Origin of the sequence: Myxococcus sp. RHSTA-1-4, assembly GCF_020037125.1 — a bacterium.
GTDB lineage: Bacteria > Myxococcota > Myxococcia > Myxococcales > Myxococcaceae > Myxococcus.
The window spans coordinates 26,179-38,626 of sequence record NZ_JAIQDG010000007.1; the positions used below are offsets into that span (position 1 = coordinate 26,179).

Sequence of the window (12,448 nt, forward strand, 5' to 3'; positions counted from 1 at the left end):
TCGTCCAGACGCGTGAATGGCCATAGCCCCCTACATCACCTCCGTTATATGGCGCGCCGAACCGCTCCCCCTGGTCCGACTCCTCCCCGCCCGCCCATGCCCGCCGCCCGCTCCGCTCTCGCCATGCCCCTGTGTGCCTGGCTCGTCCTGTCCGCGCCCGGTGCCCTGGCCCAGGAGGCCGGCACTCCCGGTACGGCCCCAGCAACCCCGGCGCCAGGGGCGGCTCCGACGTCCGGTGCGGCTCCGGCGTCCTCCGCGTCCGGCTCCGCGGCTCCGGCCGGGCCCGCTGCCGGGGCGGCACCGCTGACACTGGAGCGCGCGGTGTCCCTGGCCGCGGAGCGGAACGAGGCGGCGCTGGCGGCCCGGGAGCGCGCGAAGGCCGCCGAAGCCCGTGTGGCCCGGGCCCGCGCCTTCTTCTTCCCGGAGCTGACGGCGGCGGGCACCTACACCCGGCGCTCCAACCAGACGACGCGGAACGTGGGCGGCCAGGAGGTGGTCCTCCAGCGCTTCAATGCCTTCGGCGCCAACTTCGTCGCTCGCGTCGTCCTGTTCGACGCCCGGGGCTTCCCCCTGTACCGGGCGGCCCGGCTGGAAGGCGAGGCCGCCGGGCTGGACGCGGTGGAGGCCCGCCGCCAGGTGTCCTTCGAGGCCGCCAATGCCTTCCTCATCTCGCTGGCGGACCAGCAGGTCTTCCAGGCCGCCGAGCAGCGGCTCGCCTTCGCCCGGAAGTCCCTGGAGGACGCCCAGGCCCGGGCCCGGGCCGGCCTGGCCAGCACCAATGACGTGACGCGCGCGGAGCTGGAGGTGGCCAGCGCGGAGGTGCAGCTCACCAGCGCCCGGAATGCCGCGCAGACGAGCCGCCTGGAGCTGGGCTACCTGCTGGTGGAGCCCGTGGAGGGCTCCCTGGCCCCGCCGGCCACGCTGCTGTCGGACGCGGCCCAGCCGCTGACCGGGTACGAGGCGCTGGCCCAGGGCGCGGCGGACCGGCGCCCGGACATCCTCTCCCAGCGGCTGCGCGTGGAGTCGCTGAAGGCCAACGCGAAGGAGCCGCTCGCCCGGCTGCTGCCCGCGCTCGGCGCGTCGTACACCTACCGGCTCACCAACGAGGCGGGCCTCACCGGGCGCACGGGGGACGGCTTCTTCTCCGTGGACCTCACCTGGAGCCTCTTCGACGGCGGCGAGCGCTACGCGGAGCGCCGTGAGCGCGTGGCCCTGTCCCGGGCCGCGGCGCTGGAGGAGCAGGCGGGCACCCGCCGGGTGGACGTGGACATCCAGCGGGCGCGGGTGGGGTTGGAGAACGCACAGGCCGCGCTCGCGCAGAGCGACCTGGCGGTGCGCGCGGCGCGGCAGAACGCCGAGGAGCAGGGCATCCTCTACCGCCAGGGCCTCTCCACGGCGCTGACGGTGGCGGATGCGTCGCTCCAGTTGTTCGAGGCGGAGGTATCCCAGGCTCAGAGCCGCTATGCACTGGGTGTGGCGCTGCTGGGACTCAGGGCGGCGGTCGGACTCGATCCTTTGGGGAAGGAACCGTGAAGGGAATGCGACGCGCAGGAACGCTGACGCTGGCCGTGGCCGTGCTGGCCATGGGTGCCGGTTGCGAGAAGAACGCGGAGGCGTCGAAGGCCGGCCCGGGCGCGGCGGCGGCTCCCAAGGGAGGGGGGCGCCCCGGTGGCCCGGGAGGCCGCGGGCCCCTCCAGTTCCCCGTCGAGGTGGCCCCGGTCGAGGCCCGCGACGTGGAGTACGTGGTGAACGCGGTGGGCTCCGTGGAGGCCTTCGAGCGGGTGCAGATCACCGCCCGCGTGGCCGGCGCCGTGGAGCGCGTGCTCTTCGCGGAGGGCCAGGCGGTGAAGAAGGGCGACGTGCTCGCGGAGATTGAACCCGCGCGCTACGCCATCGCCGTGCGCTCCGCGGAGGCCGCGCTGGCCAAGGCGAAGGCCGCGCTGGCGGAGGCCCAGGCCGGCGCCGAGCGCCGCGCCGCCGTCAATGAGGCCAGCCCGGGCCTGCTGCCCGTCGAGCAGCTCGAGACGTACCAGACGCGCGCCCGCACCGCGGAGGCGGAGGTCGCCGCGGCGAAGGCGATGCTGGACCAGGCGCAGCTCAACCAGCGTGACGCCTACGTGCGCGCCCCCATGGACGGCGTCCTCCAGACGCGCACCGTGCAGACGGGCCAGTACGTGCAGCCCGGCCTCGTCATGGCCACGCTGCTGAGGCGCGAGCCGCTGCTGCTGCGCTTCACCGTGCCGGAGGCGGACGTCGCGCGCATCCTGCCGGGGATGACGGCGCGCTTCACCGTGCGCTCCATGAGCGGCGGCTTCACCGCGAAGATCACCCATGTGGCCGAGGCCGCGGACGACGCGAGCCGCATGGTGCCGGTGACGGCGGAGATCTCCGGTGAGGCCGTCCAGAAGCTGCGGCCGGGCGCCTTCGCCACGGTGACGGTGCCGGTGGAGACGCGGGGCGGCAGCCCGGTGGTGCCCCAGACGGCGGTGCGCCCCAGCGAGCGCGGCTTCCTGGCGTACGTGGTGGAGGGCGACAAGGCGCGCGAGCGGGTGCTGGAGCTGGGCATGCGTACGGCGGACGGCCGGGTGGAGGTCCGCGACGGCCTGAAGCCCGGTGAGACGCTGGTGGTGCGCGGCGGCGAGGCCCTGCGCGACGGCGTGGCGGTGCGCGTGGCGGAAGGGCCGAAGCCCACCCTGAAGGGCGAGCCGGGCGCCAGACCCGAGGGCGGTGGCGACGCTGGCGGCCCCAGCGGCGGAGGTGCCCGCAGATGAGCCTCACGGAAGCCTGCATCAAGAAGCCCGTCCTGGCCTGGATGATCATGGCGGCCACCATCGTCTTCGGCGTGGTGGCGGCGCAGCGCATCGGCATCAGCCAGTTCCCGGACGTGGACTTCCCCACCATCAACATCTCCGTCGCCTGGGAGGGGGCCAACCCCGAGGCGGTGGAGAGCGACATCATCGAGCCGATTGAAGAGGCCGTGACGCAGGTGGAGGGCGTCACCAGCATCACCTCCAACGCGCGCATGGGCGGCGGCAGCATCACCGTGGAGCTGGACCTGTCGCGCAACGTGGACCTGGCGCTGCAGGACGTGCAGACGAAGGTGAGCCAGGCCCAGGGCCGGCTGCCTCGGGACGTGGACCCGCCCGTCATCTCCAAGAACAACCCGGAGGACCAGCCCATCATGTGGGTGGGCGTGTCCGGCCCCTTCAGCCAGCAGGTGGTGAGTGACTACGCACGCTACCGGGTGAAGGAGAAGCTGCAGACGGTGCCCGGCGTGGGCGAGGTCATGCTGGGTGGCCTGCTGGAGCGCAACGTGCGCATCTGGGTGGACGCACAGAAGCTGGACGCGCTCGGCCTCACCGTCACGGACGTCACCGCCGCGCTCCAGCGCGAGCACGTGGAGCTGCCCGCCGGCCGCATCGAGACGGAGGGGCGCGAGGTCAACGTCCGCGTCATGGGCGAGGCGTTGGACCTGGAGACGCTGCGCAACATCATCGTCCGCGAGCAGGGCGGCCAGCCCGTCTACCTGCAGGACGTGGCGCTGGTGGAGGACGGCTTCGAGGACGTGCGGCGCTCGGCGCGCGTCAACGGCGAGCCGGCGCAGGGCCTGGGCATCAAGAAGCAGCGCGGCGCCAACGCGGTGGCGGTGGCCGACGGCGTGCGCGCGGAGCTGGACAAGCTCCAGAAGGACCTGCCGGAGGGCATGCAGCTCGGCATCAACTTCGACTCGACGCGCTTCATCGAGGAGAGCGTCCACGAAATCGAGTTCGAGCTGCTGCTGGCGTGCATCCTCACCGCCTTCGTCTGCTGGGTGTTCCTGGGCTCGCTGTCCAGCACCCTGAACGTGGTGCTGGCCATCCCCATGTCGCTCCTGGGGACGGTGGCCGTCATCTACTTCCTGGGCTTCACGCTCAATACCTTCACGCTGCTGGGACTGGCCCTGGCGGTGGGCATCGTCGTGGACGACGCCATCATGGTGCTGGAGAACATCTTCCGGCACTCGGAGGAGGGGAAGGACCGGGTGCGCGCGGCGCGCGAGGGCACCGCGGAAATCACCTTCGCGGCGCTGGCGGCCACGCTGGCGGTGGTGGCCATCTTCCTGCCCGTCGTCTTCATGAAGGGCGTCATCGGCAAGTTCTTCCTCCAGTTCGGCGTGACGCTGTGCGTGGCGGTGCTGCTGTCCTACGTGGAGGCCATCACGCTGGCGCCGGCGCGGTGCGCGCAGCTCCTCAAGACGTCGCGCGAGGGGCGCAGCCGGGTGGGTGTGGCGGTGGACCGGGCCTTCGAGAAGCTGGAGCGGGGGTACGGGCGGGCGCTGGGCTGGGGCCTGAAGCGGCCGTGGTGGGTGCTGGGCGGCTCGGCGGCGCTGCTGGTGGTGAGCATCTTCGTCTTCCGCGCGCTGCCCAGTGAGTTCGTGCCCTCGCAGGACCAGAGCCGGCTGATGGTGCGCATGCAGACGGCGGTGGGCAGCAATCTGCAGGAGACGGACCGGCTGTTCCGCCGCGCCGAGGCCTTCGCCGCCAGCCGGCCGGAGGTGACGCGCGTGTTCGGCGTGGTGGGCGGTTTCGGCGGCGGCGCCGTCAACAGCGGCATCATGTTCGTCACCCTGAAGCCCCCCGACGAGCGCATGCCGCAGTCCGAGTTCCAGCAGCTCCTGCGCAAGGAGCTGAACAGCTACCCGGGCCTGCGCGCGGTGGTGCAGGACCCGTCGCAGAGCGGCTTCACCGCGCAGCGCGGCTTCCCGGTGGAGTTCAGCGTGCGCGGCTCGGAGTGGGACCGGCTGGTGGAGGCCAGCCAGGAGATGCGCGAGAAGCTCCAGGCCAGCGGCAAGGTGGTGGACGTGGACACGGACTACCAGCTCGGCATGCCGGAGCTGCGCATCTCCCCGGACCGGGCGCGCGCGGCGGACCTGGGCGTGCCCATCCAGTCGGTGGCCACCACCATCAACGCGCTGGTGGGCGGCGTGCGCGTGGGCAAGTACAGCACCGGCGGCCGGCGCATCGACGTGCGCATGCGCCTGCTGGCGGACCAGCGCTCGCGGCCGGAGGACCTGTCGGTGCTGAAGGTGCGCACCGCCAGCGGCGCGCTGGTGCCGCTGTCCTCGCTGGTGACGCAGGAGGAGCGCCCCGCCCTGCAAGGCATCACCCGGAGGGATCGTGAGCGCGCCATCAGCGTCTTCGCCAACGTGGCGCCCGGCTCCAGCCAGCAGGAGGCGCTGGCCACGGTGGAGCGGCTCGCCAAGGACCTGCCCGGCGGGGTGCGCGTGGTGCCCGGCGGCGCGAGCGTGGCCTTCCGCGACTCGATGAGCAGCCTCTTCTTCGCGCTCTTCCTCGGGATTGGCGTGGCGTACATGGTGCTGGGCGCGCAGTTCAATTCGTTCCTGCACCCCGTCACCGTGCTCACGATTCTCCCGCTGTCGGTGGCGGGCGCGGCCTTCGCGCTGCTGGCCACGGGCACCACGCTGAACATCTTCAGCATGATTGGCCTGCTGCTGCTGATGGGCATCGTGAAGAAGAACTCCATCATCCTGGTGGACTACGCGCTGCAGGAGCGCGAGCGGGGCGCGGACGCGCTCCAGGCCATGTTGCGCGCGGGCCCGGTGCGGCTGCGGCCCATCCTGATGACGTCCACCGCGACGATGATGGCGGCGGTGCCGGCGGCGCTGGCGCTGGGCGCGGGCTCGGAGACGCGCGCGCCCATGTCCATCGCCGTGCTCGGCGGCCTGTCCGTGTCCACGGTGCTCAGCCTGCTGGTGGTGCCCGCCTTCTACGTGGTGGCGGACCGCATGAAGACGCGGCTGGAGACGCTGAGGGGGAAGAAGCCGGATGACGAGGCCGGCACACCCGCGCAGCCGCCGAGCCGCGACGAGGCCCGGCCCGCCGCGCACGGCTGACCGCGGAACGGAGCTTCCATTCCACCGCGCCGCCAGCGCCCCCGTGAAGTCCGCGGGTGGAGCTGGCGGCGCCGGCTTTCCGGGGACGCGCCCCGGACCCGCGGGACACGGCGTGTCAGGGCTCCACGGGGCCTGGGCCGTCGAGGGACACGTCGCGCAGGCACTCCAGGTGCTTCAGCGGGGAGTCGGGCTGGAGGCGGAAGTCGCGGGCGTCCGGGTCCTTGAACAGCGGATCCATCACCACGTTGCCGTTCTCACCCATGACCACGCGAGGCGGGCCGTAGAACGTCTCCGCCGCGTGTTCCTCGTTCTGGAAGAAGACGTTGCAGCGGATGTCGCCCGTCTGGACATACGCATGCACCAGACCCACGGACGAGCCGGCGATGACGTTGCGCCGGATATCGATGGCGCCCGCCAGCACGCCGATGGCGAGCTCGCGGTTCCCCCAGAAGATGTTGCCCTCGACGGTGGCCGTGTCCTGGAAATAGGGGAAGGTGAGCGCGGAGTCGTTCTGGAAGAAGAGGTTGCCCCGCAGCTCGGCGCGCGCATGGAAGTAGAGGAGCACGCCAATGCCGTTGTGCTCGAAGATGTTGCCCTCCACGCGGGCCGACGAGGGGTCATGCCCGTCCGCGGAGATGGCGGCGGCGTACCAGGCACTCCCGCACCAGCGCAGCAGGTCACCGGTCATGGTGCAGTGCGTGTCGGAGCCCACGTTCCGGAACGTGAAGCCGGTAATCACCACGTCCGTGGCGCCGGTGAAGTCGATGAGGTTCTGGGAGGCGCCCTGGCCGTCCAGGACGGTGTAGGGCGCGCCGAGGCTCGACAGGCGGATGCCGCTCTTCAGCCGCACGTGCTCGGTGTAGATGCCCGGGGCGACGTGCACCGTGTCCCCGGCCTCCGCGGCGTCCACCGCGGCCTGGATGGTGGGGTAGTGCTTCGGCACGATGAGGATGCGGGGCTCCCGGGGCTCGGAGGGGGGCGGCAGGCCCGCCGGGCCCGAGTCCTCGCCGGAGGCTCCGCTTCCAGGGCCGGGCACCGCGTCGGTACCGGGAGCCGGTTGCGATGTGTCACCGGGCGAGGCCGGCCCCGGCGGTTGGATTGTGGCGGGAGCCTCCTGCATGGAGGCCGTCTGTTCGGACGCGCCAGTGTCGGGCGCCCCTTCGCACGCGGCGAGGCACAACGTGAGCAGCGCGAGTGAGCCAGGATGCTTCCAGGACATGCTTCCCCCTTCAGGTAGTCATTGCGAGACGAGACAACCGGCCCCTGCTCGCGAAGCAGTGTACGCACGAACCGGAGCGGATGGGCTCCTCGAAGATCTGACGGTGTGCGGAAGGGAACCTCAGAGATTTGAGGGGGCGTGGTGACGGGCCCGCCCGCGCGCCCGGAGGACACGCGTTGCCGTTGCCAGGGACAACATCGTCGTGGCCGGCGCCCCGGCGCGCGCTACGCTCCGCCGCGTTTCCTCGCCCATCGGAGGCCTCGTGAAGCGGCTTGCCCGTGCGTTGTCCCTTCTCTCCCTCGTCATCGGAGCCTCCGCCGCGGCCCAGCCCGGCACTCCCTCCGAGGTGCCCCGCCGGGTGGCCGTGCGTGCCGCGCGGATGCTCGACGTGAAGACCGGGAAGTACGTGAGCGAGCCGGTCATCCTCATCGAGGGTGAGCGCATCGTGAAGGTGGGCCCCGGCCTGCCGGTGCCGGAGGGAACGGAGGTGGTGGACCTGGGCGCGGCCACGGTGCTGCCGGGCCTCATCGACTGCCACACGCACCTGATGGCGCGCCAGGAAGAGACGCCGGACGGTTATGAGCTGGCCCTGCTCAAGAAGTCCCAGGCCACCCGTGCGCTGGAGGGCGCGGCCAATGCGCGGGCCACCCTGCGCGCCGGCTTCACCACCGTGCGCGACGTGGAGAACGAGGGCAGCGGCTTCGCGGACGTGGCCCTGCGCGACGCCATCCGCCAGGGGCTCGTGGAGGGGCCCCGCATGCAGGTGGCGACGAGGGGCATCGCGGCCGTGGGGGCCTACCACCCGTTCGGCACCTCTCCCGACGTGAAGGACCTGCCCACCGGGGCGCAGTTCGTCAGCGGCGTGGAGGAGGCCCGCCGCGCCGCGCGCGAGCAACTGGGGCAGGGCGCGGACCTCTTGAAGATCTACGCGGACTGGGCCACGCCCACGCTCACCGTGGAGGAGCTGCGCGTCATCATCGACGAGGCCCACAAGGCCCGCCGCAAGGCCGCCGTCCACGCGATGTCCGGCGAGGGCATCCGCAACGCGCTCGCGGCGGGCGCGGACTCCATCGAACATGGCCACGACGCGGACCGCGCCGCGCTGGAGCTCATCCGGCAGAAGGGCGCCTTCCTGGTGCCCACCGTGGGCATCCTCGAGGCCCTGGCGGAGCGCGCCCCCGACGCGGCCACGCGCCGCCGCTTCGACGCGCGGCTGGCCGGGGCCCGGAAGATGGTGGCGCTCGCCCACCAGCTCGGCGTGAGGATTGCCAGCGGCTTCGACGCGAGCACGGCCTGGCAGCAGGGGCGCAACGCCATGGAGCCCGTGGCCCTCCACCGCGCCGGGCTGCCGCCCATCGAAGCCCTCCGCTCGGCCACCTCGCGGGCCGCCGAGCTGCTCGGCCTCCAGCAGCACGTCGGCACGCTGGAGCCGGGGCGCTATGGCGACCTGGTGGCCGTCTCCGGAGACCCGCTGGCCGACCTCACCGAGCTCCAGCGCATCCGGTTCGTCATGAAGGGCGGAGTGGTCATCCGCGACGAGCTGACTCCGGTGGCCAGCAGGGCTCCGGTAGCTCCGGCTCCGAAGTGAGGGAGGCCCGGGGCGAGCGGCCCGGCGGGCTCCCGGCTCCGGGGCCGCGGCGGGAGGAACCGTCGCCCTCCCGCTGATGGGCGCGTGGGTCATGGCCACCGTGACTGGCGTCGGGCCAGCACGGCACGTCCCTCACCGCGAGCAAGGAGGCAACCCCCATGGCGCAGCACACCGAACCCCCTCGTGACGTCTCCGCGGAGCCGGTGAAGGAACGGGACGAGAGCGCGGACCTCCAGCCCTTCCTGGACGAGCTGCAGAACAGTCAGGACCTGCGGGTGAACGAGCTCGATGCGCGCAAGACGGCCGAGGCCGTGCTCTGCACCCTGGCGCGGCGGCTGTCCGACGGCGAGGACGTGAAGCTGATGCGCGCGCTGCCGGGCGGCATCGGCCGCATGCTCGGCGCCTGCTCCATCCACCGGGGCCCGTCCCACGCGAAGCGGATGGGCCGCGACGAGTTCCTCGGCGACGTGGCGGACCACCTGCGCATCCCCGTGGACCAGTCCTTCCGCGTGGTGACCGCTGTCTTCACCGCCATCCGGGATCGCATCCCCGAGGACGAGGTGGCGGCCGTGGCCTCGCAGCTTCCCGCGGACCTCGCGGACCTGTTCCGCCGGCCGGTGTAGCGCGGCGGAGGAGGGCGGGCCTGCCCCGGACGCGCGCCCGCCCTACTTGCGCTTCTGCTGCTTCTTCAGGAAGCGGCTCAGCCGCACCTTGCCCAGTCCCCGCCCACCGAAGAGGTACCAGGTGAAGACGGCGCCGAAGAGGGCCGCGGCCAGGGCGATGCCCACCACGCCCAGCACCGGCACGCCGCCGTACATCCACGGCTTGGGCGCGAAGGCGATGAACGCCCCCACGATGAAGCCGCACGCGCACAGGCCGAGGAAGGCAATCACCGCCGCGCTGCGCAGGTTCTCGTTGAGCTTCTCGAACTGGTCCGCGCGCACCGTGACGGTGAACTTGCCGGACTCCATGTCCAGGAGGATCTGCGACAGCTGCGTGGGCAGGTCCGCCGCCATGGACTGGAAGCGCAGGAGCGTCCGCATCAGCCCGCCCTGGAGCTGGGACGGGTCATACCGCCCCGCGAGCAGCTCCTTCGCGTACGGCAGCGCCACCTCGATGATGTTCATCTCCGGGTAGAGGCTGCGCAGCATGCCCTCCGTGGAGACGGACGCGCGGCTGAGCAGCGCGTACTCCTTGGGGATGCGGATGCGGTACTTCACCGCCAGGTCCAGCAAGTCGCGCAGCAGCGAGCGCGTGTCCACCTGCCCCAGCGTGGTGGCGAGGTGTTGGCCGAGGATGCCCTCGATGTCGTTGCGGAAGCCCACCAGGTTGGCGCGCGCGTCCGGCACGCCCACCCGGTAGAGGATGCGCGCCACCGAGTCGCTGTCCTTGAGCGCCACCGCCAGGCACAGCATGACCAGCGTCTCCTGCATGGGCCGCGACAGCCGCCCCACCACGCCGAAGTCCAGCAGCGCCAGCCGGTTGCCCTCCAGGAGGAGGATGTTTCCCGGGTGCGGGTCGCCGTGGAAGAGCCCGTCTTCGAAGAGCTGGCGGAAGGACGCCTCCAGGATGTGCTGCGCGATGACCTTCCGGTCCTCCTCCGGGAGCTCGGCCTGGTTGATCTTCACCCCGCGGATGAACTCCAGCGTCAGCACCGTGCGGGCGGACAGCTCGGAGTAGACGCGCGGAATCTTGAGGTAGGGCCTCTCGCGGTGGTTCTCCAGGAAGGCGCGGATGTTGTTGGCCTCGTTGATGAAGTCCAGCTCCTCGTGGATGGCCCGGTCGAACTCGTCCACGATGCCGGAGGGCGTGTAGACGCCCGTCTCCTCCACCACGGCCTCCAGCAGGCGCGCCAGGCTGCGCAGCACGCCCAGGTCCGAGTCGATGCTCGCGGCGATGCCCGGCCGCTGCACCTTCACCACCACCTCGTCGCCTTGCAGCGTAATCGCGCGGTGCACCTGGGCGATGGAGGCGGCGGCCAGCGGCACCGGGTCGATCTGGGCGAACAGCTCCTGCACCTCCTTGCCCAGCGAGTCGCGGATCTGCGCGTGCACCTGCTCCAGGGGAATGGGGACGACATGGTCCTGGAGGAGGGACAGCTCGTCGATGTACTCGGCGGGCAGGAGGTCCGCGCGGGTGGAGAGCACCTGGCCCAGCTTGATGAAGGTGGGCCCCAGGTCGCTCAGCAGCATGCGGAAGCGCCGGGCGGTGGAGGCGCGCTGGGCTTCCGGGGAGACCTCCACCTTCTCCTTGCGGCCGAGGATGCGCCACAGCCCGGCACGCTCGGCCAGCTCGCCAAAGCCGTGCCGCGCCGCGATGACGGAGATCTGCCGAACGCGGTTGAGGTCCTGGAGAATCACGGCGCCGCCCCTTTGTCCCCTACGTTACGCCCGGACGATGGGCTTCGCCACGAAGCGCAACAGGACGTATCCCACCACGGCGGACAGGAGCGAGCCCACCAGGATGCCCAGCTTGGCCTCCCTCAGCAACTCCGGCTCCCGGAGGAAGGCCAGCCCCGCCACGAAGAGCGCCACCGTGAAGCCGATGCCCGCCACCACCGACACGCCGTGGAGCTGCCCCGGTCCCGCGCCGCCCGGCATGCCGGACACCCGGGCCTTCACCGACACCCAGGTGAAGAGGAAGATGCCGACCTGCTTGCCCACGAACAGGCCCGCGATGATTCCCAGGGGCACGGGCTTCAGCAGGTCTCCCAGCCCCATGCCCTCCAGGGAGATGCCGGAGTTGGCCAGGGCGAACAGCGGGACGATGCCGTACGCCACGTACGGGTGCCACAGGTGCACGAAGCGGTTGAGCGGCGACTCCAGGTCCTCCAGCCGCTCCTCGATGTAGAGGATCTGCGCGCCGCTCACCTCTTCGTCCGCCTTCTGCAGGACGCAGTTGCCGACATACTGGTGCAACTCGTCCAGCACCTCCCGGCCGCTGCGGATGGGGAGCGCGGGGATGCACAGCCCCAGCACCACGCCGGACAGCGTGGCGTGGACGCCGGCGTGGTGCATGGCGTACCAGAGCGCCGCGCCGGCCACCGCGTACAGGATGCCGTTGCGCACGTAGAAGCGGCCCAGGCCCAGGAGTACGACCAGCAGCGCCGCGCTTCCCAGCAGCCAGTCCACGTGCAGGCCCGAGCCGTAGAAGAGGGCGATGACGAGGATGCCGCCGATGTCGTCGAAGATGGCCAGCGCAGTGAGGAACACCACCAGGCCGTGGCCCACCCGGCCCTTCACCAGGGTGAGACAGCCGATGGCGAACGCGATGTCCGTCGCCATGGGGATGGCCCAGCCGGCCATGGAGGGAGTGCCGGCGTTGAAGGCGGTGTAGAGGAGCGCGGGCACCACCATGCCGCCCACCGCGGCGATGAGCGGCAGCACGGCGTTGGAGAAGGAGCGCAGCTCGCCCGCGCGCAGCTCCCGCTTGATCTCCATGCCCACCACGAAGAAGAAGAGCGTCATCAACCCGTCGTTGACGAACTCCCGGAAGGTGAAGGTCCCCCGGAAGGCCGCCACCCCCACCTCCAGGCGGGCGTCGAACAGGTGGTTGTAGACGGAGGCCCAGGGGGAGTTGGCCCACACCATGGCCATTACCGCGGACAGCGCCAGGAGGATGCCGCTGCTGGCCTCCAGCCGGAAGAAGGCCTGGAGGGGAATCAGGGCCACGCGGAAGAGGGTGGGGACGGGCGGGCGGGGCTGGGCGCGGGGGGCGGAGGTGTTCGTCGGGGGCATCTCCATGACGG

8 protein-coding genes are annotated in these 12,448 nt (G+C 71.6%); 5 read left to right on the forward strand and 3 right to left on the reverse strand.

Annotated elements, in window-relative coordinates; genetic code table 11:
* Positions 1-96 precede the first annotated feature (96 nt).
* The 3 genes from K8638_RS12275 to K8638_RS12285 are packed head-to-tail and all read left to right on the forward strand — an operon-like array spanning position 97 to position 5,893.
* Positions 97-1,533 (forward strand): TolC family protein, encoded by a 1,437-nt coding sequence (locus tag K8638_RS12275; RefSeq protein ID WP_223754675.1) that lies wholly within the window; start codon positions 97-99, stop codon positions 1,531-1,533.
* 5 nt (positions 1,534-1,538) lie between these two features.
* Positions 1,539-2,771, forward strand: coding sequence for an efflux RND transporter periplasmic adaptor subunit (locus K8638_RS12280; RefSeq protein WP_223754676.1), 1,233 nt, complete (start codon positions 1,539-1,541; stop codon positions 2,769-2,771).
* Positions 2,768-5,893 carry an efflux RND transporter permease subunit gene (locus K8638_RS12285; protein ID WP_223754677.1) on the forward strand — a complete coding sequence of 1,042 codons (3,126 nt, stop codon included), beginning with the start codon at positions 2,768-2,770 and terminating at the stop codon, positions 5,891-5,893. Before K8638_RS12280 ends, K8638_RS12285 begins: the two co-directional genes overlap by 4 nt.
* Before the next feature lie 115 nt (positions 5,894-6,008).
* Here the strand turns inward: K8638_RS12285 and K8638_RS12290 are convergent, their stop codons facing one another.
* Positions 6,009-7,112 carry a nitrous oxide reductase family maturation protein NosD gene (locus K8638_RS12290; RefSeq protein WP_223754678.1) on the reverse strand — a complete coding sequence of 368 codons (1,104 nt, stop codon included), beginning with the start codon at positions 7,110-7,112 and terminating at the stop codon, positions 6,009-6,011.
* A gap of 262 nt (positions 7,113-7,374) precedes the next feature.
* Between K8638_RS12290 and K8638_RS12295 the strand changes: the two genes are divergently transcribed.
* A complete protein-coding gene (locus K8638_RS12295) occupies positions 7,375-8,700 on the forward strand; it encodes an amidohydrolase family protein (RefSeq protein ID WP_223754679.1) in 1,326 nt (441 codons plus the stop codon).
* A gap of 158 nt (positions 8,701-8,858) precedes the next feature.
* Positions 8,859-9,323: a DUF2267 domain-containing protein gene (locus tag K8638_RS12300; RefSeq protein ID WP_223754680.1), complete on the forward strand. Its 465-nt coding sequence runs from the start codon at positions 8,859-8,861 to the stop codon at positions 9,321-9,323.
* Between the two features lie 42 nt (positions 9,324-9,365).
* Here the strand turns inward: K8638_RS12300 and K8638_RS12305 are convergent, their stop codons facing one another.
* Entirely contained in the window at positions 9,366-11,060 is a 1,695-nt protein-coding gene (locus K8638_RS12305; RefSeq protein WP_223754681.1) for an AarF/ABC1/UbiB kinase family protein, read from the reverse strand.
* A 24-nt stretch (positions 11,061-11,084) separates the two neighbouring features.
* Complete coding sequence (nhaA, locus tag K8638_RS12310) at positions 11,085-12,437, reverse strand: Na+/H+ antiporter NhaA (RefSeq protein ID WP_223754858.1); 1,353 nt, start codon at positions 12,435-12,437, stop codon at positions 11,085-11,087.
* Positions 12,438-12,448: the final 11 nt, after the last annotated feature.

Coding starts and splice junctions, on each gene's coding strand:
- K8638_RS12275 (WP_223754675.1), top strand. CDS start 97: ATGCCCGCCGCCCGCTCCGCTCTCGCCATGCCCCTGTGTGCCTGGCTC.
- K8638_RS12280 (WP_223754676.1), top strand. CDS start 1,539: ATGCGACGCGCAGGAACGCTGACGCTGGCCGTGGCCGTGCTGGCCATG.
- K8638_RS12285 (WP_223754677.1), top strand. CDS start 2,768: ATGAGCCTCACGGAAGCCTGCATCAAGAAGCCCGTCCTGGCCTGGATG.
- K8638_RS12290 (WP_223754678.1), bottom strand. CDS start 7,112: ATGTCCTGGAAGCATCCTGGCTCACTCGCGCTGCTCACGTTGTGCCTC.
- K8638_RS12300 (WP_223754680.1), top strand. CDS start 8,859: ATGGCGCAGCACACCGAACCCCCTCGTGACGTCTCCGCGGAGCCGGTG.
- nhaA (WP_223754858.1), bottom strand. CDS start 12,437: ATGCCCCCGACGAACACCTCCGCCCCCCGCGCCCAGCCCCGCCCGCCC.